At 62.5% G+C, this 23,037-nt stretch carries 25 protein-coding genes and 2 tRNA genes; 18 read left to right on the top strand and 9 right to left on the bottom strand.

Features of this window, described 5'->3' with window-relative positions; all coding sequences use genetic code 11:
• Window positions 1-7: 7 nt before the first annotated feature.
• Window positions 8-1,045, bottom strand: a complete 1,038-nt coding sequence (locus MTX23_RS19020) for a PrsW family glutamic-type intramembrane protease (protein ID WP_280971743.1) — start codon at window positions 1,043-1,045, stop codon at window positions 8-10.
• A 630-nt stretch (window positions 1,046-1,675) separates the two neighbouring features.
• On the opposite strand from MTX23_RS19020, the gene MTX23_RS19015 reads away from it, so the two are divergent.
• Window positions 1,676-2,581, top strand: coding sequence for a sulfite exporter TauE/SafE family protein (locus MTX23_RS19015; protein WP_280971742.1), 906 nt, complete (start codon window positions 1,676-1,678; stop codon window positions 2,579-2,581).
• A 20-nt stretch (window positions 2,582-2,601) separates the two neighbouring features.
• Here MTX23_RS19015 and MTX23_RS19010 read toward each other — a convergent pair whose 3' ends face one another.
• Entirely contained in the window at window positions 2,602-3,834 is a 1,233-nt protein-coding gene (locus MTX23_RS19010; protein ID WP_280971741.1) for a Zn-dependent hydrolase, read from the bottom strand.
• A 131-nt stretch (window positions 3,835-3,965) separates the two neighbouring features.
• On the opposite strand from MTX23_RS19010, the gene MTX23_RS19005 reads away from it, so the two are divergent.
• From MTX23_RS19005 to MTX23_RS18975, 7 genes are all read left to right on the top strand, one after another.
• The gene (locus MTX23_RS19005) at window positions 3,966-4,313 is read left to right on the top strand and encodes a hypothetical protein (protein WP_280971740.1); all 348 of its coding nucleotides are present in this window, start codon (window positions 3,966-3,968) and stop codon (window positions 4,311-4,313) included.
• Between the two features lie 451 nt (window positions 4,314-4,764).
• Window positions 4,765-4,839: transfer RNA gene (locus MTX23_RS19000), tRNA-Glu, on the top strand.
• A gap of 345 nt (window positions 4,840-5,184) precedes the next feature.
• Window positions 5,185-6,819 carry an NAD(P)/FAD-dependent oxidoreductase gene (locus tag MTX23_RS18995; protein WP_280971739.1) on the top strand — a complete coding sequence of 545 codons (1,635 nt, stop codon included), beginning with the start codon at window positions 5,185-5,187 and terminating at the stop codon, window positions 6,817-6,819.
• Window positions 6,820-6,900: 81 nt separating this feature from the next.
• Window positions 6,901-8,094 (top strand): serine hydrolase domain-containing protein, encoded by a 1,194-nt coding sequence (locus tag MTX23_RS18990; protein ID WP_280971738.1) that lies wholly within the window; start codon window positions 6,901-6,903, stop codon window positions 8,092-8,094.
• A gap of 202 nt (window positions 8,095-8,296) precedes the next feature.
• On the top strand, window positions 8,297-10,309 hold the full coding sequence (locus tag MTX23_RS18985; RefSeq protein ID WP_280971737.1) for a sigma-54-dependent Fis family transcriptional regulator: 2,013 nt from the start codon (window positions 8,297-8,299) through the stop codon (window positions 10,307-10,309).
• Window positions 10,310-10,506: 197 nt separating this feature from the next.
• The gene (locus MTX23_RS18980; RefSeq protein ID WP_280971736.1) at window positions 10,507-10,764 is read left to right on the top strand and encodes a PilZ domain-containing protein; all 258 of its coding nucleotides are present in this window, start codon (window positions 10,507-10,509) and stop codon (window positions 10,762-10,764) included.
• Window positions 10,765-10,795: 31 nt separating this feature from the next.
• Window positions 10,796-11,041 carry a hypothetical protein gene (locus MTX23_RS18975; RefSeq protein ID WP_280971735.1) on the top strand — a complete coding sequence of 82 codons (246 nt, stop codon included), beginning with the start codon at window positions 10,796-10,798 and terminating at the stop codon, window positions 11,039-11,041.
• A 16-nt stretch (window positions 11,042-11,057) separates the two neighbouring features.
• Here the strand turns inward: MTX23_RS18975 and MTX23_RS18970 are convergent, their stop codons facing one another.
• The 4 genes from MTX23_RS18970 to MTX23_RS18955 form a co-directional block, all read right to left on the bottom strand.
• Window positions 11,058-11,699: a glutathione S-transferase gene (locus tag MTX23_RS18970; protein ID WP_280978118.1), complete on the bottom strand. Its 642-nt coding sequence runs from the start codon at window positions 11,697-11,699 to the stop codon at window positions 11,058-11,060.
• A 128-nt stretch (window positions 11,700-11,827) separates the two neighbouring features.
• A complete protein-coding gene (locus tag MTX23_RS18965) occupies window positions 11,828-12,043 on the bottom strand; it encodes a hypothetical protein (RefSeq protein ID WP_280971734.1) in 216 nt (71 codons plus the stop codon).
• A 4-nt stretch (window positions 12,044-12,047) separates the two neighbouring features.
• Window positions 12,048-12,500, bottom strand: a complete 453-nt coding sequence (locus tag MTX23_RS18960) for a VOC family protein (RefSeq protein ID WP_280971733.1) — start codon at window positions 12,498-12,500, stop codon at window positions 12,048-12,050.
• Between the two features lie 174 nt (window positions 12,501-12,674).
• Window positions 12,675-12,848: a hypothetical protein gene (locus MTX23_RS18955; protein ID WP_280971732.1), complete on the bottom strand. Its 174-nt coding sequence runs from the start codon at window positions 12,846-12,848 to the stop codon at window positions 12,675-12,677.
• 174 nt (window positions 12,849-13,022) lie between these two features.
• Here MTX23_RS18955 and MTX23_RS18950 point away from each other — a divergent pair, with 174 nt between their 5' ends.
• Window positions 13,023-13,370, top strand: coding sequence for a GrlR family regulatory protein (locus tag MTX23_RS18950; RefSeq protein ID WP_280971731.1), 348 nt, complete (start codon window positions 13,023-13,025; stop codon window positions 13,368-13,370).
• A 780-nt stretch (window positions 13,371-14,150) separates the two neighbouring features.
• On the top strand, window positions 14,151-14,465 hold the full coding sequence (locus tag MTX23_RS18945) for a hypothetical protein (protein ID WP_280971730.1): 315 nt from the start codon (window positions 14,151-14,153) through the stop codon (window positions 14,463-14,465).
• 182 nt (window positions 14,466-14,647) lie between these two features.
• On the opposite strand, the gene MTX23_RS18940 is transcribed toward MTX23_RS18945, so the two are convergent.
• The gene (locus MTX23_RS18940) at window positions 14,648-14,809 is read right to left on the bottom strand and encodes a hypothetical protein (RefSeq protein ID WP_280971729.1); all 162 of its coding nucleotides are present in this window, start codon (window positions 14,807-14,809) and stop codon (window positions 14,648-14,650) included.
• Between the two features lie 41 nt (window positions 14,810-14,850).
• Here MTX23_RS18940 and MTX23_RS18935 point away from each other — a divergent pair, with 41 nt between their 5' ends.
• The 6 genes from MTX23_RS18935 (at window position 14,851) to MTX23_RS18910 (ending at window position 17,676) form a co-directional block, all read left to right on the top strand.
• On the top strand, window positions 14,851-14,985 hold the full coding sequence (locus tag MTX23_RS18935; protein ID WP_280971728.1) for a hypothetical protein: 135 nt from the start codon (window positions 14,851-14,853) through the stop codon (window positions 14,983-14,985).
• The gene (locus MTX23_RS18930; RefSeq protein ID WP_280971726.1) at window positions 14,982-15,218 is read left to right on the top strand and encodes a hypothetical protein; all 237 of its coding nucleotides are present in this window, start codon (window positions 14,982-14,984) and stop codon (window positions 15,216-15,218) included. The genes MTX23_RS18935 and MTX23_RS18930 overlap by 4 nt, the downstream gene beginning before the upstream one ends.
• 77 nt (window positions 15,219-15,295) lie before the next feature.
• Window positions 15,296-16,057 carry a Sir2 family NAD-dependent protein deacetylase gene (locus MTX23_RS18925; RefSeq protein WP_280971725.1) on the top strand — a complete coding sequence of 254 codons (762 nt, stop codon included), beginning with the start codon at window positions 15,296-15,298 and terminating at the stop codon, window positions 16,055-16,057.
• Window positions 16,058-16,257: 200 nt separating this feature from the next.
• On the top strand, window positions 16,258-16,923 hold the full coding sequence (locus tag MTX23_RS18920; RefSeq protein WP_280971724.1) for a cold-shock protein: 666 nt from the start codon (window positions 16,258-16,260) through the stop codon (window positions 16,921-16,923).
• Window positions 16,924-17,053: 130 nt separating this feature from the next.
• Entirely contained in the window at window positions 17,054-17,533 is a 480-nt protein-coding gene (locus MTX23_RS18915; protein ID WP_280971723.1) for a DUF192 domain-containing protein, read from the top strand.
• A 66-nt stretch (window positions 17,534-17,599) separates the two neighbouring features.
• Window positions 17,600-17,676, top strand: a tRNA-Pro gene (locus tag MTX23_RS18910).
• A 37-nt stretch (window positions 17,677-17,713) separates the two neighbouring features.
• Here MTX23_RS18910 and MTX23_RS18905 read toward each other — a convergent pair.
• Window positions 17,714-18,901: an IS481 family transposase gene (locus tag MTX23_RS18905; RefSeq protein ID WP_280971693.1), complete on the bottom strand. Its 1,188-nt coding sequence runs from the start codon at window positions 18,899-18,901 to the stop codon at window positions 17,714-17,716.
• Window positions 18,902-19,413: 512 nt separating this feature from the next.
• Between MTX23_RS18905 and MTX23_RS18900 the strand changes: the two genes are divergently transcribed.
• Complete coding sequence (locus MTX23_RS18900; RefSeq protein WP_280971722.1) at window positions 19,414-20,190, top strand: cyclase family protein; 777 nt, start codon at window positions 19,414-19,416, stop codon at window positions 20,188-20,190.
• 326 nt (window positions 20,191-20,516) lie between these two features.
• Here the strand turns inward: MTX23_RS18900 and MTX23_RS18895 are convergent, their stop codons facing one another.
• A complete protein-coding gene (locus tag MTX23_RS18895; protein WP_280971721.1) occupies window positions 20,517-20,789 on the bottom strand; it encodes a hypothetical protein in 273 nt (90 codons plus the stop codon).
• A gap of 364 nt (window positions 20,790-21,153) precedes the next feature.
• Between MTX23_RS18895 and MTX23_RS18890 the strand changes: the two genes are divergently transcribed.
• A complete protein-coding gene (locus tag MTX23_RS18890; protein WP_280971720.1) occupies window positions 21,154-22,977 on the top strand; it encodes a carbamoyltransferase C-terminal domain-containing protein in 1,824 nt (607 codons plus the stop codon).
• Window positions 22,978-23,037: the final 60 nt, after the last annotated feature.

Genomic DNA, 23,037 nt, shown 5'->3' with positions numbered 1-23,037 from the left:
CGCGATTCTAACTCGGACCGGACGTCGACGAAAAGCCCTCCGCCGCCGTCCGCATCCGGCTGCGGCCGAGGAAGTAGACCGCGCCGGTCGCGACCAGGAGCGCAAGGCCGACCAGGATCGACGTGAAGCCGATCGGGACCAGGATGAACGACGCGTTGCGCTCGGGATTGACATACCAGTGGTGGAGCGAGGTGAGCAGGAAGGCGACGCCGGCAAAGCCGGCACCACCACCGATCAGCAGGAGCGCCCACATCCGCCGCAGTTGACTCAGCCGCTCGCGCGCAACCTCGGTGCGCGGCGCGTGATGCTTGCCGACACGCCGCACCAGCCGAACCGCAAATCCGATCGAGGCGAAGCCGATCAGCACGCTCGCCGAGCCCAAGAGCAGCCGAGCGGTCGGCGTCAGGTCGGGAATGCGTTGCAGCGACAGCAGCGGAAAATCGAAGGCCGCATGCAATGCGATCGGCGCGACCAGGACAAGCGCCCAGCTCGTGATGCGCGCCCAGTCGCGGTTGCCACGATGTGCGCCGAGCGCGCCGCCCGAACGCGCGATCGCCAGATAGGCCCCGGCGATGATGCCGAGCGAGCCGTGAAACGGCACGGTGAGGACGCTGCGCAGGGCCGCCAGCGCGCGCCACATGTCCTTGTGCTGGACCAGATAGGCGAGGTTCTCGTAGGCGGCGAAGCCTAATCCGGCGGCGGCGCCATAAACCACCGTGTCCATCGGATCGGCAAAGGCACGGCGCCGCGAGGAGATCGCGACGATGACGAGAACCTTGACGATCTCTTCGGGAGCGGCGACGCCGAACAGCGAGCGGATCGCCTGCGTTATCCAGGGATCGCCGGGGATCGCGAGCAGCGCATTGAACGGCACCCGCGCCAGCCCAAGCAGCGAAATACTGGCTGCGCCAAGCACGAAAGCAAGCCACACCTGCGTGGGCGGTCCGGGGCGCTCGTCGGCAGCGATGACAAGCCACAGCACCAGCAACGCAGGTGCGATGGCGGCAGCGCCAATTACAGTCGGAAGCGACTCAAGCAACAACATGAGCCGGATGGCCCCTTTGATGGCACCAAAGCGATGCGTGCCCAAGAAATGGCAGCAAGTTCAGCAGATTGCAAATCGGCGACGGCTATCGGGTCGGCCGACCCGGCTGAGGCTTGATCCAGCGCTGTGACCGGCTTTGCCACGGTGTCGATCCCCGACTCCACCTTCGGTCCGGTTCCACGAGCTCTTTCGGCATGATACGTGTCAAGGATGTGCCTCGCCTGAATTTGCGGCGCCGACAAACGACAAAGTGTATTCCGGCTGGGTAAAATTGTTCCGTCACGTGGGGCGCTCGTCGCGCTCGGGGCTCCGGCCGGCGCCCACAGCATCGACACCATGTAGCTCTGGGACGCCTGGGTCCAACCGTTTCGCGCTGAATTTCGCAAGCCGCCTGGCGAGGGCGAATCGCGGCGTGGTGGGCTTACACACCGACAAAGTGCTTGCAATCGACAATGGCCGTCAGCCCAACTTGCTCGGCAGAGGAGGCCGAGGTCATGACGATATCACCGGTCTACAGACCGCGGCGAGCCTCACAGCCGCCACGGGCCCAAGTTTCGGCGCCGCGCTCCTTTCGTTGCGCTATAATGCCGGAGAAAAACCGACTGTCGCCGATACGGTAAAGCGCCAAAGATGCCTTCGATTGATGCCGCAGTGATCGTTCTTGCCGTGATCGCTCTGCTTGCGGCCTTCGTAAACGGTGCGCTTGGCTACGGGTTTTCGTCCCTTACCGTACCGGTCGCACTCGTCTTCTACACCAATCGTATCCTCAATCCTGCCGTCGTGGTCGTCGAGGTCTTCGTCAATCTGTACGTTCTATGCATCAATCTGAGCGGCGTTCCGGCCGTTTGGAGGCGCGTGCTGCCCATTCTCATCGGCATGCTGCCCGGCATCGCAATCGGAGCCCTTGTTCTGACTTCGCTGCAACCCGGCTGGACCAAATTCGCCACCTACTCGATTATTCTGCCGCTTATCCTGCTGCAGGCAGCCGGTTGGCGGAGGCCGATTCAGTCAAAATGGCTCGTCGGTTTGCCCTTTGGAACGACGCTCGGGATCCTGTACTCGGTAACGACCATCTCGGGGCCGCCGCTAGCAATTCTGTTCAACAACCAGGGCCTCGTCAAAGATGAGTTTCGCGCCGGGCTCGCACTGGTCCGGGTGGCGGAGTCCAGTCTGACTGCGATTGCGTATTACAGGCTCGGTCTGTTCATCGAGGAAAGCCGGAGCATCCTGTTCGTGATCGTGCCCTGCGTTCTCGTCGGCATACCGCTCGGTGCCTATCTCATTCGACGGCTCGATGCCGAGACGTTTCGCCGGATATGCATGAGCTTTGACGGGTGGGTCGTGGGATTCGGTTTGTCTCGTGTCTTGATCGAACTGAATCTGATGGAAAGCCCGTGGGCCTATAGCGTCATGGCGGGCACGATTCTGATCGACGCCTATTTACTGTACGTCTTCTTCACCGTGCGAAGAGGGACCGTGAGCGGTTCGCAAGTGTTGGCTTGGCTGAGATCTGGCAACCGAGGCGGTCCGACCTAAGGGCCACGACCGTCAGGTGGCTAACGTGCCAACAGGCGCCGGCAGGTTTCGACAAAGACCTGCGCACCCATGACGATGTCGGCGTCCTCGGTGTTTTCGCTCCAGTGATGGCTGATGCCGCCGATCGACGGCACGAATAGCATGGCGGCCGGCATGATGGTGGCGAGGATCTGGGCGTCGTGTCCGGCGCCGCTCGGCATCCGGATTGACCGGCCGTCGGCGAAGGTCGCGCCGGCAGCTTCGATCGCGTCCTGGAATGCGTCGTTCATCATCGCAGGCACGCCGGTTCTGATGCGTTCAACCTCGACGCTGCAACGGCCCTGCGCGGTGACGTCGGCCGCCATGCGACGCAGATGCTCCTCCAGGCGCGCAATCACCGCGGGATCGTCATCGCGGATCTGAAACAGCATCTCGGCGCGCCCGGGAATGATGCTTGGCGCGCCGGGATCGAGCGCGATGCGGCCGGTGGTCCAGACCGTACGCGGTCCGCACAGGGCAGGGAAGTTGTCGTCGATCGCCACGCAGAACCGCGCGAGCGCAAGGCCGGCATCCCTGCGGATCGCCATCCGCGTGGTGCCGGCATGGTTCTGCTCGCCGGTGAACGTGATCCGGTACTGCCATATCCCGACGATGGAGGTGACGACGCCGATCTTGAGGCCGGCGCTCTCGAGCGTATCGCCTTGCTCGATATGCGCCTCGAGATAGCCGATATGGCGGCCAGGCTCTGCCTGCAGGCGCAGGCGGCCGGCGAGCCCAGCATCACGCAATGCCTGGCGCATCGTGCGATCGCTGCTGCGGTCGCGCGCGGCGTCGATCTCGCCTTCGGCCACCGCACCGACATAGGATCGGCTGCCGAGGAAATGACCGAAATGTCCTTCCTCGTCGCACCAAGCCGCCACCTCGACGGCGCCTTTGACGCCCTGATCGGCGTTGATCACGCGCGCCGCCTCGAGTGCGTAGATGACGCCGAGCGGGCCATCGAGCCAGCCCGCATGGTTCTGGCTCTCGAGATGCGAACCGGCCAGCAGCTTCGATCCAGTCTTCGCGCTTGTGCCGAGAACGTTGCCGATGCCGTCGATCGTCGCGGTGAGGCCAGCCTCGGGCAGCCGCTGCGCGAGCCAGTGGAGGGAATGAATATGGGGTTCCGAAAATGTCGGTTTGTGCACGCCGGTCTTGTAAGCGCCGATTGAGCGGAGCGCGTTGAGGTCGGCGAGCACGCGCCTGCCATCGAAGCGACTGGTTAACTCAGGCATGATCGGACTCCGGCTTTTCCTTGCCCGCCTCAATGCGGTCTTCGTTTGATGTGACGATCGATCAATACGGCAAACGATTTCTTAGCGGTTCTGCTTTTAGGTCACAGCACGAATAGCGTGAGAGTTCGATCATGTCTTCAATCCGGAACTGGGTCGGCAAGGCCGCAGTGTTGCTCCTGCCGATCGCGCTCGGTGCCTGCGCGCAATATGCTCAATACGGCATGACGACGGCACCGTCAGGGTCGGGTCCGCTTGCCTGGGACGGCGCTGGACGGGATCCGAACCTGCCACCGCCGCAGCGGCATGCACGGAATGCTTCGCCTGCCGTTGCGCAATCGAGCGATGACCAACAGACCGCGGCTGCGGATGACGACGATCGGCTCGCACGGAAGCTTGTGATCTGCAGCACATGCATCAAGCCGCCGGCGCCGCAGCCGAGCGACCGTCAGGACGTGGCCAGCATCGCCAATCAGCGATAGGTGGCGACGCATCAGCCGAAACAGCGGTGCGCCGCCTCGTCGTCGGCAAACACCGGTGATGTCGAATAGGCCTTAGTTGGGCCACGATGTCGTTTGATGCGCACGCGCATGAAATTTGGAAGAGCTATTGTTCCCGCAGTTCTCGTCGCGCTTGCCGTCGCCATTTTGGTTCACGCCGGCACGCGGGCCCACGCGCACGTGCCGCCGCATTGCGGCTTCTGGACCTCGATCGAGGCCGGATTGTCCTGCAGGTGACCAGATCGGCCTGCGGTTGACAGACCGCTCAGAAGGAAGCGGGTAGAGGACGTGCCAGGCCGCTCTCGGGAAAACATCGTCTAGGTGCTTGCCCGGCCGACCAATCGCCACTATACGTTCGCCCGTCGCAGCCGGTGACCGGCAACGACCGATCCGGCGCTTCTCACGTATAACGTATTGATTTGCCGGGAGTTTTGCTCCCTTCGTCTATCGGTCAGGACGCCACCCTTTCACGGTGGAGAGAGCGGTTCGATTCCGCTAGGGAGCGCCACGACCGTCGCCTCCGGCTGTTTCCAGGATCCCGTACGCTACCGCACGATGACCAAAGCCGCGGGGCGCTCTTCGACGCAAGGGCCGCTGCCGCCGGGCTCATCGGTGTCGACCAGCGGCCGAGTGCGAATCGGGTGCGCGCTTCGCGAGACGCGTCCGGATTTCGGCCTCACCGGCCTCCTCCGGTTCGAATTTCGAACGCCGAGCCGCATAGCCGGAAAACCATAAGCTTAACTATCGCAAGCACTTAGAACAGCTCATCAGGGTTGGCACACAACCTGCGTTTCTCACTCGCATCTCACGCCTTCGGCGGGAGGAGGACAACAAGCGAGATTGGGAGGAATGCATGAGTGAGAACAAGACCAATGGCGCGCGTCAGCACGAGGGGCTCGACGCGGTGGTGATCGGCACGGGCGTTGCCGGTCTCTACCAGCTCTACAAGTTGCGCGACGAGCAGGGTCTCAAGGTCAAGGCGTTCGACACGGCCACGGGCGTCGGCGGAACGTGGTACTGGAATCGCTATCCGGGCGCGCGCTTCGATTCCGAGGCCTACATCTACCAGTATCTGTTCTCGGAAGAGCTCTACAAGGGCTGGAGCTGGAGCGAACGCTTCCCCGGCCAGCCCGAGATCGAACGCTGGCTCAACTACGTCGCCGACAAGCTCGACCTGCGCAAGGACATCCGCTTCTCAACGACGATCACCTCCGCCGTCTACAACGAGGCGACGCAGCGCTGGACCATCACGACCGACAAGGGCGATGTGATCGACGCGCAGTTCCTGATCACCTGCTGCGGCATGCTGTCGGCGCCGCTGACATCCGTGTTTCCCGGACAGGAGACGTTCAAGGGCAAGCTCGTCCACACCGGCCGCTGGCCGAAGCAGGATCTCGATCTTGCCGGCAAGCGCGTCGGCGTCGTCGGTAACGGAGCGACCGGCATTCAGGTGATCCAGACCATCGCCGGTGACGTCGGCAGCCTGAAGGTGTTCGTGCGCACGCCGCAATACATCATCCCGATGAAGAATCCGAAATACGGTCCGAAGGAGGTCCAAGCCTACAAGGCGCGCTTCAAGGAATTCTGCGAAACGCTTCCCTACAGCTTCACCGGGTTCGAGTACGACTTCACCAACGGCAACTGGAAGGACCTGACGACCGAGCAACGTCATGCGGTGCTTGAGAAGATCTGGGACGAAGGCTCGCTGCGGCTGTGGCTTGCCTCGTTCTCAGAGATGTTCTTCGAGGAGGAGGTCAGCGAGGAGATCTCCGAATTCGTCCGCAAGAAGATGCGCGCCCGCCTCAAGGACCCCAAGCTGTGCGAGACGCTGATTCCGACCGACTACGGCTTCGGCACGCATCGCGTCCCGCTCGAGACCAACTATCTCGAGGCCTATCACCGGCCGAATGTCGAGCTGGTCAGCGTGAAGAACAATCCGATCGAGCGGATCACGCCCGAAGGCATCAAGCTCGCCGACGGAACCGTGTACAACTTCGACGTGATCATCCTTGCGACCGGCTTCGACGCCGGCTCAGGCGCGCTCACCCGCATCGATATCCGCGGCCGCGACGGCCGCTCGCTGAAGGACGAATGGAGCCGCGATATCCGCACCACCATGGGGCTGCAGGTCCATGGCTATCCGAACATGTTCACGACCGGCGCGCCGCTGGCGCCCTCGACGGCCCTCTGCAACATGACGACGTGCTTGCAGCAGCAGGTCGAGTGGATCAGCGACTGCATTCGCTATCTCCGCAAGAACGAGCTGCGCGTCATCGAGCCAACGCGGGACACTCAAGACGCCTGGGTCGCCCATCACGACGAGATCGCGAACACGACCCTCGTGACCAAGACTCACTCCTGGTACATGGGCTCCAACGTCGAGGGCAAGCCGCGCCGCCTCCTGTCCTACATCGGCGGCGTCGGGACCTATCGCAAGAAGTGCGATGAAGTCGCCGCCGCCGGCTATCAGGGCTTCGCGAAGCAATAAGCACCGCGAGGGGCCGTGTGATCGATCGCGCGAGCGCGGCCCTCCTTTCTCATATTTCTCAAAATCAAACGGAGGAAACACATGTCCAGAGAATTCGCTGTAGACGCCGATGCAATCCTCAATGAGACGGTCACGAAGGGGCCGGGTGTCCCGGGCGTTGTCGCCATGGTGACGGACCGCAACGGCAACATCTACGAAGGCGCGACAGGCAAGCGTCGGACCGACAAGCCGGACGCGATGACGACAGATACGAGCTTTGCCATCTTCTCGACAACCAAGGCGATCACCGGCACCGCCGCCCTTCAACTGATCGAAGAGGGCCAGCTCGACCTCGATGCTCCCGCCAGGAGATATGCGCCTGACATCGGCAAGCTGCAGGTGATCGACGGCTTCGACGCCAAGGGCCAGCCCAAGCTGCGCGCGCCGAAACGCGAAGTGACCACGCGCATGCTGCTGCTGCATATCGGCGGCTTCGGCTACGACTTCTTCAACGAGAACTATTTGCGCCTGGCGACCGAGCACGGACAGCCGAGCGTGATCACCGCGTCCAAGGCCTCGATCATGACGCCGCTCCTGTTCGATCCCGGCTCAAAGTGGGAGTATGGAACGAACATCGATTGGGTCGGTCAGGTCGTCGAGGGCATCACCGGCAAGCGGCTCGGCGAAGTCTTCGCCGAGCGGATCTTCAAGCCGCTCGGAATGGCGAACACGACGTTCGAGATCAACGATGCCGTGCGCAGCAAGCTCGCCGGCATGCATGCCCGCAACGCCGATGGCTCGCTCACGCCGATGGACTTCGAATTGCCCTCGAATCCCGAGGTCCATATGGGCGGGCACGGCCTCTACAGCACGGTCGGCGACTACATGCGCTTCATTCGGATGTGGCTGAACGACGGCAATGGCCCGCACGGCCGGGTGCTCAAACCGGAGACCGTGAACATGGCAGAAAAGAACCACCTCGGGGATCTCAAGGTGACCGCGCTGCCGGGCGTGATCAAGTCGCTCTCCAACGATGCCGAGTTCTTCCCGGGCCAGTCGAAATCGTGGTCGTTCACGTTCATGGTCAATGACGAGGAGGCCCCGACGGGCCGGCCGGCCGGCGCGCTCGGCTGGGCGGGACTTGCGAACTTGTTCTACTGGATCGACCGGCAGAATGGCTTCGGTGGCTATTGGGCGACCCAGATTCTGCCATTTGGCGATCCGGCTTCGTTCACCGGCTATATGCGTTTCGAGACGGCCTTCTACGACACGCTGCACCGACGCAAGGCCGCCTAGGCGCCTTGTCAGGCCAGGACAATCGGCGCGCCTTTCGGCTTCGCGGCTTTCGCAGTGCGGCCGGAGGCGCGCCAAAGTTGCGCCCTGATTCCGGTTGTCAGTTGCGCGGTGGCTTGGAATGGTTTCAAAATCAGGCGATAAAGCTCGGGGTCCCCTAACAACCAGAAGATCTTGGACCACTCAGCGCGTCAAAGGAGGAAGCGTGTTGGGTCAGACGCCAGAGGAAGCCTTTGCGAATCCAGATGTTGAACGCGACGTCCTGACAAGCTGGGAACGCTTCATGTCCGGGACCGGTGCCGGCGGGCAGGTCGTTCGGCCCGCGATCAATGATTCCTGGCGGCGGAGCCGGCAATCGGCCGTGGACTACCGACGCAGCCAGGCCCCGTTGCCGATGAATGACGAACGGCTACACCGCCTGCTCGACAAGCGTACCCGCCTGGTCCATGCCGGCGCTTCGACCATGGCGCTGGCGCGCGACTACATGCTCGAAACCGGCACGGTGATGGTGCTGACCGATGTCGATGGCATCGTGCTGCGCCTGGAGGGCGATACCAGGCTTGCGTTGCGTAACGCGGTGGAGAAGACCCACCTGTTGCCCGGCAGCAATTGGAGCGAGACGACCTGCGGCACCAACGCGATCGGCACGGCGCTGGAAACCGGCCAGGCCATCCAGGTGCATGCGACTGAACATTTCTGCTCTGGCATCCAGCGCTGGACCTGTTCGGCCTCGGTCATTCGCGATCCGATCGACGGCGCTGTCATCGGGGCCATCGATATTTCCGGGCTGTCCGATTCCTACGGACGACAGGCCCTCGCGCTGGCGATTTCGGCGGCGGCGCGGATCGAGGCCCAGTTGCTCCAGATGGAGATGGACGCGCGCTATCGGCTTCTCGACCAGTGCTTCTGGATGCTGCCTGCCACGGACCGGCACCACACCGTGTTGTTCGATAGCGCCGGGCGCCCCTTCAAGGCCAACGGCGAGATGGCGCAGATCATGCGCGATCTCGGCGCGCCGCGGTGCCAGCCCGACTTTCCTCAGCTCGGGACCAGCGATGATCGGCCTTGGGGGACCTCACGCCCGGCCTGGATCAAGGAGGAGTGGCTGCGGCCGGTGGTCTACCAGGGTGAACACCTTGGCACAGTCATGGTGGCGCCAAAGCCGGCGGCGAACAGGACCTGCTTGCCGCTCGCGCGCGAGGGGTCGAAGGCATTCGTCAACGTCGTTCACGGCAATGCGAAGATGCATGCGGTGGTCGAGACATGCCGTCGCGTCGCCGCGAGTTCCGCTCCCATCCTGCTGCTTGGCGAGACCGGCGTCGGCAAGGAGATCTTTGCGCAAGGCATCCACGCGGTGTCGCCTCGACGCGACCGTCCCTTCGTCGTCGTCAATTGCGGTAGCGTCTCGCGCGAGCTGCTTGCCAGCGAACTCTTCGGCTATGTGGACGGCGCTTTCACCGGCGCGCGTCGCGGCGGCTCCGCCGGGAAGATCGAAGCCGCTTCGGGCGGAAGTCTCTTCCTCGACGAAATCGGCGAATTGCAGCTCGACCTCCAGCCTATGTTGCTGCGGGCTTTGGAGAATGGCGAGATCAACCGCATCGGCGAAACCACGACGCGCAAGGTGGACTTCCGGCTTGTCGCCGCGACGAACCGCGACCTGCAAATCGAGGTCGATGAACGGCGTTTCCGCAAGGACCTTTACTACAGGCTGGCAGTGGTCCCGATCATCGTGCCTCCGCTGCGGGAGCGGGCGGATGATATTCCGATACTGGTCGAACACTTCGTCGCTCAGGCCAGGACTCGCTATGGCATCAGTGATTGCCGTTTTGCACCGGAGAGCATCGCGCGTCTGCAAGGCCATGACTGGCCCGGCAACGTCCGAGAGCTGCGCAATCTCGTCGAGAGCCTGATGCTGACCGGGCGGGGCGAGGTGATCGAAGTTTCGGACCTGCCCGATCTCATCTGCCGGAGGGAATTGCGCACCGGAGGTGAACAGGGTCTGTCGTTGGCCGAGTCGTCTGAACGCGATCTCATCGCAGGCACGCTGCGATCGCTCAATGGCAATGTAGCAGCCACCGCATCCGCGCTCGGTCTCGCCAAGAGCACCGTGTACGCTAAGCTGCGCCGCTACGGCATTCGTCCCGATCTGGGCTCCGGGGCGCAGGCCCATGCATGCACGGAAAGTATACAGCAATCTCAATTACATAAGAATTCGTAGATTTGTTCTGGGTGGCGCGCCACGGCGCAATCGAAAATTCCTGCAAATTCAGAGGATTGTCGCGGACTCCTCCAACCGGCATCGATTGGCGAAAGCACTGGCGCGAGTCCCGATCCGTCGATCGCTGCAATTCGCCGCGATTTCGCAACCGTTTGTAAAGCGACCCGGATTAGGGCTGAGGTTCGGGGGATGACGCGATGGTGTTCGGAACGAAAAAGCGCGAAGTGCGCAAATCGCTGCGCCGAGCCGGTTGGATCACCCTCGATGGCGGGTTTGCCGCGCGACCCTGCGTCGTCGAGGATATGTCGTCCTCGGGCGCAAAGGTCACGGTCCAGGACAACAACACGCTGCCGGCCAAGCTACGGCTGGCGTTTTCGCGCGACGCCCGCACCGGTCGGGCGTGCGAAGTGGTTTGGCAGGACGGCAAGACGTTCGGCGTCAAATTCGTCAGCTAGCCGCGATCGGCGACGCGCGGTAAAAGGCCGAATGCGGAAAACATGCTTCGTCATCATCGCCGTCCTGCTTCCGGCTGCCGCGCTCGCGCAGCAGGGCAACGAACGGAAACTTCAGACGCCGCCTGATGCCTGGAAGACTTTGCCGTCGAAAAGCACGACGCGGAGCAATCCCTGCGCATCGTTCGGACCGGGCTTCGTCAAGGTGGAAGGCAGTGACACCTGCGTGAAGCTCGGCGGCGGCATCAGCGTGGGCGGCGGGATGTCGACCGGACGGTGAGCGGCCCTTGTCCTCGCTATGACATCGGTGGTGCGACGAAACGGTTGAAGCCGGGCCGTTGCCCGAACTCGCCGAACCAGCGCTCGAGGTTGGGCAGCTTCGGCTTGACGACGCCTTCGACGCCCAGCCAGCGCCGCGCAAAAACGCCGAGCGCGATGTCGGCGATCGTGAACTGATCGCCTTCGATGAAGCGGCGGCTTGCGACCTGGGCCTCGACAACCCGCCACACCACGCCTTCTGCATCAACGTCCTTTTGGATCTGCACCATGTCGCGCTTTTCCGGCGGTGTGCGCACCAGCGCCCAGAACACCGGACGGTCGGCCGGCTGCATCGTCGACAGGCTCCAGTCGAGCCAGCGGTCGACGGCGGCGCGCGTCTTGGGCGCTTGCGGATAAATCGGCGAGCCCTGGCCGTAGGCCATGCAGAGATAGCGCATTACCGAATTGGATTCCCAGAGCACATAGTCGCCGTCGACCAGCGTCGGGATACGACCATTCGGATTCATCGCGAGATATTCGGGCTGATCGTTCTTGCCGAACTGCATGCCGGCGTCGATGCGCTGATAGGGCAGGTCGAGCTCGGCGAGGCACCACAGTACTTTCTGCACATTGACCGAATTGGCCCGGCCCCAGATCGTCAGTTCTGCCTCGCTGTCGATCACGCGTTCTCTCCCGCAGTTGTCCTCGGCCTGCGTTCTTAGCGCAGCCGCTTGCAAAATGCGCGGGATGAATTGTACCAGGAGCAATAAATCGAGGCGCTGATGCCAGAGCGTGCGGATACGCGCACTCAGGATGTTGGAAGCTCTGAGAGCGAGAGCCCGATCCTGAACAGCGAGTAGCCGTCGCGATCGACGGCTTCGCGCACCTCGGGATTGACGTCGTCTGCGCGTCGCGTGCGCGTCAGTCGCCATTCACCTTCGCTTGTCGCAGGCGGAAAGGGCGCGTCCGCCTTCACTACCAGGCGGTAGGCGGGATGGCGGACGTGCACGAGGAATTTGTACAAGGCTCTACCAGTGGCCGGTGTTCGGCATCGAGGTCCACGGCTCCGCCGGCGGCTTCGGATCGCCCTTCTGCAGCAGCTCGATCGAATGCAGGTCGGGTGAGCGCACGAACGCCATGTTGCCGTCGCGCGGCGGCCGGTTGATGGTGACACCCATCTTCATCAGCTTCTCGCAGGTCGCGTAGATATCGTCGACCTCGTAGGCGAGGTGACCGAAATAGCGGTCCTCGCCGTATTTCTCCTCGTCCCAGTTGTAGGTGAGTTCGACCAGTGGCGCGCCGCGCGTCTGCGGCAGCGCCTTGAGCAAATGCTGGTCCTCGGGCGCGCAAAGGAACACCAGCGTGAAGCGCCCCTTGTCATTGTCGATGCGGCGCACTTCCTTGAGGCCCAGAGCGTCCTGATAGAATTTCAGCGCCGTATCGAGGTTGCGGACGCGCAGCATGGTGTGGAGATAGCGCATGGTTGGGCTCCCTGGAGTTTTCCGGAGATGGTTTTGGTTGGATGGTTCGTGCCCTCAATAGCAGCAAAACGCCCGCTGCGGCAGGGTGCTATCCAGCCGGTTCGGCATGTGTGGGGTCACGATTTGGATAGGCCGCGCTGCGACACAGACTGACGCGTGCCGGGTTGCGGCAGGTCACGCCTTGATATCGAGGATGGTTTCCACGGCGTCGCGGTCGGCCTTGTTCTTGGCGGCGAACACGTCCAGCACGTCCTCGCTGACAATGCGGGGCTCGGCCTTCGCCGTCTGGTCGGCGACGAGTTGCACTCTGGCTCGTGTCACTTCGACAGGCACCGGATAGATGAGCATGGCTCTTCCTCCCGCCCGACCTTGCCTGTGCCTTCTTAACGAATTGTGAATAAATTCTGACGGGATACCTTGGTCTCCGGATCTGTCGGGTGAGCCAAATCGCGACATGAGGCCGCTCGCGGATCACCCCGGTTCGCGCAATAATGCTGCAGCGAGAGGCAAGCGGCGCGACGGATGAAGAACGGGCTTTACTCGGTTCACATGCATATGACCGACGGCGTAAGGGGGCGCGACAGCGGCATCCTGATCTTGCGCGATGGCCTCCTCATCGGCGGCGGTCCTTATTTCTGGTCGATCGGCGCCTACACGGTCGGTGACGGGACCTGGAAGGGACATCTCAGCACCAGCCAGCACACGCCGTTGCCGGATCCGTTCGTGCGGCCGCTGGCCGGCGGGCAGGAGGTCCATAGCGGCTTCTCGGGCACGTTCGGGGAGGACGGCGCGGATGCATTCGGCACCGTGCTGGTGGGAACACGCAGCCTGAGTTTTCGGGCTACTCTGAAGTGGTTGGCGGAGGTCTGACGTTTCGGGGGCGTGGCGAATGCGGCGTGCGGGCGAATGTGGTGTGGATATGTGCGCAGCAAGATCACGCATTTGCTTGGCAAATTCGACTATCACCCCTGTGGATATTTGCTGCGGATAACCGCTGAGTAAGCGGTGGACGATTATGGCATCGTCCAACGTCCCTGCACCCGCTCGGACCCGGTTTCGTACGACCGGCAACCCTATCCAGTTAGGTCAAGGGCAGCATGGCGATGCTACAACTTTTGATCGCATCAGGGATGGCTGCGGATGACAGCCATGACGCCTTCCTTTCACAATACGGATAGACCAACCCACCGACGCGTGATGGGCGTCGGGCTACTATTCTGCGCGGTCTTCGTGGCGATGACCGTCTGGCTCCGGCCGCAGCCGGAAAGTGGAATATGCTGGTGAAGGCGGACAGGCTGGTACGGGCCGCGGGTGAGCCGCCCAAGGCCAATCAGCGCCGCCGCCGATCGCTCAATCGGGCAGCTTTCCATTCGGATGCTTGTGATACATCGCAATGCCGATGAAGCCGGCAAAGCCCATCACGTTGAGCAGAAGTTCCATCCACGCCGGCATGATGCCAACCCTGACTTATTTCCACTTTCTAACCCCAAGGTTGTCTTTTTGTTCATGCACTAACTGATGGTAGCCCTGCGCAATCGCATGGCTATGGAACCCGGTCGTTCGTATCGACGCCCCGACCTGCAACCAACACTGTTCGCTTGCGTTAATTTATCAGGCGTTAATTTGTCAGATCATGTGAGGAGGTTGCGCATGAAAAAGGCATTGGCTGTTCTGGCGACGGTCGCGACGGTTGGCGCGACCATGGTCAGCGCGCCAGCGCAGGCGCGCCATATCGGGATTGGGCCTGGCCTGGCCTTCGGCCTGGCTGCCGGCGCTATCGCTGCGGGCGTGGCGGGCGCGTACGGCCCCTACTACTACGGGCCGGCTTACTATCCTGGGTACTATTATGGGCCGCGCTATTACGGCTACTATGGGCCGGGACCCTACGCCTATTATGGCGGGTACTACGGCAGGCCGTACTATCGACACCATTATTGGCACCACTATTGGCACCACTATTGGTAACGGCCAAAGCCCGGAGCACATCGCTCCGGGCTTTTCCAGCTCCGCATCGGCGCGCAATCCGCCGGGATGCGACATCGCGTTTCGGCGTCTCTTGTCAGCGTGATCTGCGCACTTGGGACGCGTCCATGTCGCGAGAGGACGCAGCAGCGCACGTCTTGGATCATCCCTGACGTCGCACGATATCACGCCGTCTCGCGTTGAAACCCGCTCCAGACATTGCCCAGCGTGTTGGCGTAGTACTCCTGACGATCGCGCTCGAACTTCTGCTGCGTCGCCCGGAAGCTGGCAACGCGTGCGGCAATCTCCTTGCGCTCACGCGCGATCGCGTCTTCCTTGTCGGTCATTGCCCATCCTCTCCGTGGTGCGGCCCCCGAGGCGCATAGGCATGGGCGATCTTGGCGTGAGTGCGGAGCGGGCGGTGCAGGATTATGATCAACCGATGGCGGTGGATAAGGCGCACGCCGCCTTGTCGCTCGCCGGGCTTCCCGTTAGCCAAAAGGAAAACGGGAGGCCGCAATGACAAAGATCGATCTGGACGCACTGAGCATCGAAGAACTCGCAAGCCTGCGCGATCACGCCACCGAGAAGCTGTACGAAAAGGTTGCCGCACGGCAGGCCGAGCTCGAAGCCGAGCTTTCGCGGCTCTCGCAATATGCGAAGCCAGTGAAGAAGGCGCCGGCGGCCCCCGTTGCCAAAATCAGGAAGAGGGAGGAGGAGAGCGCTCCGAAGGAGCAGGCGGCCAAGGCCGCTTGAGCGAGGAATCCATCGCGTGCCGATCTCGCAACCGATGGGACCGTGCTATAGTGGAGTGACCAACCGGATCATTTCGCGTGATTGCAAAGGACCTGCGGAGCGGCGTCGAGCAACTCGGCAACATGATTGCCGAGGCGTGCACCATCGTTCCGTTTACCGGCGCCGGCATCTCCACCGAGTGCGGCATTCCCGATTTCCGTTCGCCGGGCGGGATCTGGACCCGCAACCGGCCGATTCCGTTCGACGAATTCGTCGCCAGCCAGGACGCTCGCGATGAATCCTGGCGCCGCCGTTTCGCGATGGAACCGACCTTTGCGGCAGCCAGGCCCGGCCGAGGGCATCGGGCGCTTGCTTCGCTCTATCGGGCTGGAAAGATTCCTGGCATCATCACCCAGAACATCGACAATCTGCATCAGACGTCGGGTTTCAAGGCCGACGACGTCATCGAGTTGCACGGCAACACGACCTACGCTCGCTGCATTGGTTGCAGCAAGGCCTACGATCTCCCGTGGGTGAAAAAGCTCTTCGACACGACCGGCAGCGCACCCGACTGCGCGGACTGCGGCGATCCCATCAAGACCGCGACGATCTCGTTCGGACAGGCGATGCCCGAGGACGCGATGCTCCGCGCGACGGAACTCTCCCAGCATTGTGATCTGTTTCTCGCGGTCGGATCATCACTCGTGGTGTGGCCGGCCGCGGGCTTTCCGATGATGGCGAAGAACTGCGGCGCGAGGCTCGTGATCATCAACAACGAGCCGACCGATCAGGACGACATTGCCGATCTCGTGATCCGCCACGACATCGGCGAGACGCTCGGTCCGTTCGCGGGCAACTGATGTCCATTTGATTCGTGGCTGTGCAAGCCTGTTCATAGTTCCCGGCAAATTGGTTTTTTAGCTATGCGCGGCAGGCGGGAGTGTTATCTTTTGATTCGAGAGATTCGCGCAGCGCTCTCGTGAGTTGGTCATGCATAGCAGCGTGTTCAGGCGTCGCCGTAACGACGGCAAATTGCAATTGATGTGTGGGGTCCGGGGTCATGGGGTCGGACGGATTTGAGTCCAAGAAGCTCGGCGGACCGCCGGTGAGCGGAAGCGGGCAGAACAGACTTGGATCAGGCGAGTACGCAAGCGGCGCGCCGCGCGATCCGGCGATCGATGCATTCTCCGGTCTTGGCGACACTGCCGCCAACCTCGTCGAAATCTCCGGCGTCATCAAATGGTTCGACGCCTCGAAGGGCTACGGCTTCATCGTTCCCGACAATGGCTGGCCCGACGTCCTGCTGCACGTGACGGTGCTGCGGCGCGACGGCTATCAGACCGCCTATGAAGGGGCGCGCCTCGTTGTCGAATGCGTGCAACGCGCGAAGGGCTATCAGGCCTTCCGCATCGTCTCCATGGATGAGTCGACCGCGATCCATCCGGCGCAGATGCTGCCGCCGCGGACGCACGTCACCGTCACGCCGACCAGCGGGCTCGAACGCGCGCAGGTCAAGTGGTTCAACCGGCTGCGCGGCTTCGGCTTCCTGACCTGCGGGGAAGGGACGCCGGATATCTTCGTCCACATGGAAACACTGCGTCGCTTCGGCATGACCGAGCTCCGCCCTGGCCAGTATGTGCTGGTGCGGTTCGGGCCCGGCTCCAAGGGCATGATGGCCGCCGAGATCCATCCCGAGAGTGGCCCGTCTGCGCTGTCGTCGCACTAGCCTTAACGCCACTCCGCGAGAGCGCCTGACGGAAACGTGAGCCGCCGGGCTGCCCCCAAGGCTCTGGCATTTGCCGCAATCGTCGGGTTAGGGTTCGCCCGGACAACCTCCCCGACGTGAGTATTTATCGATGAATTTTGCTTCGTTTGCCGGGCGGCTGCGCCCTTTGCTGGTGGCCGCACTCGTCATCCTGTTCGGCGCGCTGGCTGGCCCGAGGGCACAGGCCGCAACTTTCGAGCCGCTTGAGATCGTCACCAAGTCGGGTGTTCACGTCTTCTCGGTCGAACTGGCGACCACGGAGCAGGAGAAGGAAACCGGCCTGATGTACCGGAAGGAGCTGGCCGACGGCAAAGGCATGCTGTTCGACTTCTCGCCGGAGCAGGAGGTGTCGATGTGGATGAAGAACACCTATATCCCGCTCGACATGATCTTCATTCGCGCCGACGGCCGCATCCTGCGGATCGCCGAGAACACCGAGCCGCTGTCGACGAAGATCATTCCGTCGCGGGGGCTCGCGAAGGGCGTCCTGGAGGTGATCGCGGGGACCGCGCAGAAGTACGGCATCCAGCCGGGCGACCGGGTGGCGCATCCCCTGTTCAACGGCCGCTGAAAGGCCCCAAGCGGCGCCTTGCTGGCGCCGATTTATGCGTGTATCGACAAGGCTTCTCGGAAATGTCGGGGTATAGCGCAGCCTGGTAGCGCGGCAGTTTTGGGTACTGCAGGTCGTTGGTTCGAATCCAGCTGCCCCGACCATTCACCCCAGGTCCGTTCCGGACACATGGGTTACGTTTCATTCCGAGGACATAGGTAACAGTTTTGGTCCGAAGGGATTTGCAAGGGGTTCGAGCCTGCAAGTCTCGTCGTCGAAGTAGCCGAGATCATATTCCATGAAGCTGACGAGCCAAATGCGGTCGTCGGTTTGCTTGATGCCGACGGTCTGGCCGGCGAAGACCTGACTGAGATTGATCTTCTGGTTATTGAAGCAGATGCGGCCGCAAGTGGTGACGGTGGCGGCCTTATCGTGAAGCGGATAGTCGAGGTCGGGCAAGCCGCGATATGGCCGGGACGAGGGCTGATAGCGCTCGGCTGGACACTGCATGTTGAGTGCCTGGTGTGGCCGCTCGTTGTTGTAGCCGTCGATGAAGTCATCGAACCTGGCCTGCTGCTGCAGGAAGTTTTGCGCGGCCGGCTTGGTGGCCTCCAGCTTCAAGGTCAGATGCATGCGCTCATGGCGGCCGTTCTGCTGCGGGTTGCCGGGCTTGATCCGCTTGATTTCGATACCGAGCCTGAGCCACCAGACCGACAGCCTGCTTAAACCGAACAAAGCATTGGGACTGGCAAACGGAACGCCGTTGTCGGTGCGGATGGCTCGCGGCAGGCCGAACTCCTTGAAGACGCTCTCGACCACCGGGAAAGCATAGACTTCCTTGGTGGTAGAGAGGGCTTCGCAGGCAATGAGATAGCGGCTGGCGAAGTCGGTGATGGTCAAGGGATAGCAGTATCGCCGGTCGGCAAGCATGAACTCGCCTTTGTAATCGGCGCACCACAGCTCGTTCGGCTGGGCCGGCCAAGAGAGTGCTGTGCCCTCAGCCCTGTTGCGTCGTCGGGTTCGGCGCTTGACCAGGCCATGGCGATCGAGCACCGCATGCACCGTGCTGATCGCGGGCGTGTGGACATCCGGATAGAGCCGGGCCAGTCGCTCCCTGATCTTTGGGGCGCCCCAGCTCGGCTTGTCCTGCTTCAGGCGTACGATCAGCGTTTCGATCTGGTCCGGAAGCTGATTGGCGTGGCGGTATGGCCGGCGTGAGCGATCGGTGAGGCCGTCGAGCCCGGTCTTGTTGTAGCGCGTGAGGATCTTGTAGCCGGTCTTGCGGGAGATGCCGAACTCGCGGCAAAGCCCCGCCATCTGCTCGCCATCCAAAAGTCTGGCAATGAACTTCAGTCGTTCGTCCATGGGTTTACACACCTTCCAGGGCATCTTGCGCTCCCCGCAAAAGGCCCGATTGTGTAACCCATGTCTCCGGAATGAACTGTCACCCCTCTCTCAGGAAGGGCACCATCTCATTACGATCGTCGGGACCCTCCCGGAGCGGCCAGGGGTGCCCCCGTGCAGAGTTGCTGCCAGCCCTCAAGGAGAACCTCGCTCGGCGGGGCGGGACTTCGGCCGGCGGCAATCGGGACCGAAGGGCCAGCACTGCCGGCATGATCATAAGCCAGAGATTGCATCGTGGAATGCAGCAGTGCCGCCTGGACGGAGTATGTTCGTCCAGGCGGGCGCCGTACGAATGACTGGGCCCTCAAATCCCCAGCACTCATCAGTCGTGCCTGCCGCCCCGAAGGTTCAAGGGGAGGCAGCGGCGTTCGCAGCGGTTTGGCTTGCACGCTGACCTGCGGCGCGCGTTATCCGGGTCGAGCGGATGTGGCTTGCCGATCGCGCGAGCGGGCTGGCAGGGTAAAGCGGCCCGACAAGAACAATCAGCGAGGACCGCCATGGCGCGCAGACTGATCGATATCTCCGTTCCCCTGCAGAATGACGTTCCGGCCGATCCACCCGGTAACCACCCGGCTATTCAATACGTCGACCATCAGCAGGGCCTGCCCCGCATGTTGCAGTTCTTTGAGGGATTGAAGGCCGAAGATCTGCCGGACGGGCAGGGCTGGGCCGTCGAGCAGGTCTCGCTCTCCACCCACAACGGCACGCATCTCGATGCACCCTGGCATTTCCATCCGACCATGAACCGGGGCGAGCGGTCCTGGACCATCGATGAGGTGCCGCTGGAATGGTGCTTCCAGCCGGGCGTGAAGCTCGACTTCCGGCACCTGCCGGATGGTTACGTCGCGACCGCGAAGGATGTTGAGGCCGAGCTCAAGCGCATCGGCCACACGCTGTCGCCGCTGGAGATCGTCGTCGTCAACACCAGTGCCGGCGCCAAATACGGTCGCCCCGACTACGTCAATTCGGGCTGCGGCATGGGCTACGAGGCGACGATGTATCTGCTCGAGCGGGGTGTGCGGCTGACCGGCATCGACGGCTGGAGCTGGGATGCGCCGTTCGTTTACACCGCGAAGAAATACGCCGAGACGAAGGACGCCAGTCTGATCTGGGAAGGTCACAAGGCTGGGCGGCACATCGGCTACTGTCACATCGAGAAGCTGCACAATCTCGAGCAGCTTCCGTCCACCGGATTCATGGTGTCGTGCTTCCCAGTGAAGATCGAGCGCGCGTCGGCGGGATGGACGAGGGCGGTTGCGATCCTCGATGGCTAGGCTCGCTCGGTTCCAGTCGCATTGCCCCGCGGAACCCTGGCGCGCCGATCATTCCAGCCGATTGTTGCCTCAGGGCTACAGCTTTAGACAGCTAGATGCGGCTTTAATACACGCAGTGGTCGTAAGCGCATTCGATGACGGAGCAGGCAGTTCGTCGTCGATTTCATCGCTTCCGCAGTTCTCTCCCGTGGACTGGAGCCCCGGTGTCTATCCGGGGCTCTTTCTTGCCCGGCAGCGGAATCTCCTGGCACAAAAAAATCAGGTGCGCCGGAACCGGCGCACCTGATGTCGTGTTGTGGGTTTCGTTTGCGCGGGACCGGAGGTTGTTACCACCGGCAAACGCGAACGCCGCGCGGGGTCCACCAGCAACGGGGACCGGGCCGGTAGAAACCGTAGCCGCGGGGATAGTAGCCACGGCCGCGATGCCAGCCGCCGCGATAACCCCAGCCGCCGCGATAGCCCCAACCGCGTCCGCGCCATTGCGCCTGTGCCGGCGTGGTCGTCGCACCCAACAGAATGGCGGACGAACTCGCGACATAGACGAACAGCAAGGCGACCGCCGCAAGGCAGCGCGTCAGGACATTGTAGCGTTTCGTCATTCGAGAATCTCCGGATCACTTCCAGACATCAGCACCGATGCTGGCTGTCTTGCTTAGACGCGCGACACCGACATCGGTTCGGATGCGCTAAGACAATATCTTCACTAACGTTCTTACGAGTTTTGTGAGCCTATTGAGACGAACAGGTCGGGTCAAGTTACAGTGCTGTTTGCGATGGATGATCATGTTGCTGCGTTCATCTTGTCGTTCATCTGCCGTTCATTCTGTTCATCTTGATCTGCATCGATTGGATTTGTGCGCCGCAGAATCGGAGACTTGAAACGTCAAGGAATCCGCGCCGAGAACTTGAAGTCGACACGATCGTAATCTGTGAACATCGCGAGCCGCCCTCCGAAGAGTATCCATGCCCAAACAACACACCTACGTCCTTGGTCTCAACAGCTACGACCATGATGTGAGCGCCTGCTTGCTGCGCGACGGCGCCATCGCATTCGCGATCTCCAAGGAACGGATCACGCGGGAGAAGCATGCATCCGGGTTCTACAAGGAGGTGATCGACTATTGCCTCGGGGCCGAGGGCATCACGCTCGACGATGTCGATCTCGTCGTGCGCAACAGCTACATCCTGCCGGTGCCGGAGATGGAAGAGCGGCTGGTCCATCAGGATATGCCGGGTTTCCTGCCGATCGCCGAGCGGACCGAGGCGATGAAGCACCCGCTGTTTCGCTCCGGATCCGACAAGGTGGTGTCGATCTCGCATCACCTCGCGCACGCTTACAGCGCGTTCGCGGTGTCGCCGTTCCGGGATGGTGCGGTGATGATCGTCGATGGTGTCGGCAGCTATCGCGCCGATGCGATGGAATCTTATCCTTCCGACGATGGCGGCAGCCCGCTGGCGCGCGAATCCGAGAGCTACTACAGGTTCGACGACGTCAGGCTGGAATGCCTGAAGAAGGTCTTCATGGAGCCGGCCCGTGGCCTGCTGAGCGACGAATTCTACAACATGCCGGGCCTCGGCGCGCTCTACAGTCGCGTCTCGACCTATGTATTCGGTGACTGGAACAAGTGCGGCGAGCTGATGGGGCTTGCGCCCTACGGGCGGCGCGAGCAGGTCGGCCACCTGCTCGAGATGACGGACGGCAAGCTGAAAGTGCCGTTCTGGACTACCGAGAACCAGCAGCCCTATGTGCTCGACAGCGGTAGCTGGGAGAAGAGCCCGGCGATGCGGCACTGGGAGGACATCGCCTGGCGTGTGCAGGATGATACCGAGAACGTGCTGCTGGCGCGTGCGCGCTGGCTGCGCGAGACCACGGGCGCCAAGAACCTCTGTATCGCTGGTGGCGTCGCGCTGAATTGCGTGGCGAACGGACGCATCGCGCGCGAGGCGGGCTTTGAGAACGTCTGGATCCAGCCCGCCGCCGGCGACGACGGCATCGCCATCGGCTGTGCCTATTATGGCTGGCTCGAGATCCTCAAGCAGCGGCGCTGTTTCGTGATGGACCACGCCTATGTCGGCAGGCCCTACGGCGACAACGAGGTGGCCGCGGCGCTGCAGAACTTCCTGGTGCGCATCCAGATCGATGCCAGGCGCAGCGACAACATCTGCCGCGACACTGCCAGACTGCTCGCCGATCAGCGCGTGATCGGCTGGTTTCAGGGGCGGTCGGAGTTCGGTCCGCGCGCGCTCGGCAACCGCAGCCTGCTCGCCGATCCTCGCCGGGCCGAGATGAAGGACATCCTCAACAGCCGGGTCAAGCACCGGCAGGCGTTTCGTCCGTTCGCGCCGATCGTGCTCGCGGAGCGCATGAAGGAGGTTTTCGAGGGGGAGGAAGACTCGCCCTTCATGCTGATCGCAAAACCGGTGCGGCCGGAATGGCGCGACAGGATTCCGGGGGTCGTGCACGTCGACGGCTCGGCGCGAGTCCAGAGTGTGCGGGAGGCGACCAACCCGATGCTTTACCGCCTCTTGAAGGAGTTCGAGGCGCTGACCGGCGTGCCGCTGCTGATCAACACCTCCTTCAACGTCAAGGGCGAGCCGATCATCGAGACGCCTGAGGACGCCGTGAACTGCTTCCTCACCACAGGCATCGATCATCTCGTGCTGCACGATACGTTGATTTCGAAGAACAAGATGCACAAGGTCGTTGCGCCGGTCATGAGGACGTTTGGCGACGTCACAACTATCGTCGCGGCGACGGCCCCGCCGGAGGGCGGACGCGCCGGCTGATCACGCTCCGCGCGCGGAATTGCTCGAGGCACAGAGCGAGGACGACAGCGGCCAGCCGCG

Source organism: Bradyrhizobium sp. ISRA436, from assembly GCF_029910015.1.
Lineage (GTDB): Bacteria > Pseudomonadota > Alphaproteobacteria > Rhizobiales > Xanthobacteraceae > Bradyrhizobium.
Note: the sequence above shows the minus strand (reverse complement) of the source record. Positions and strands in the feature narration are given on the sequence as shown.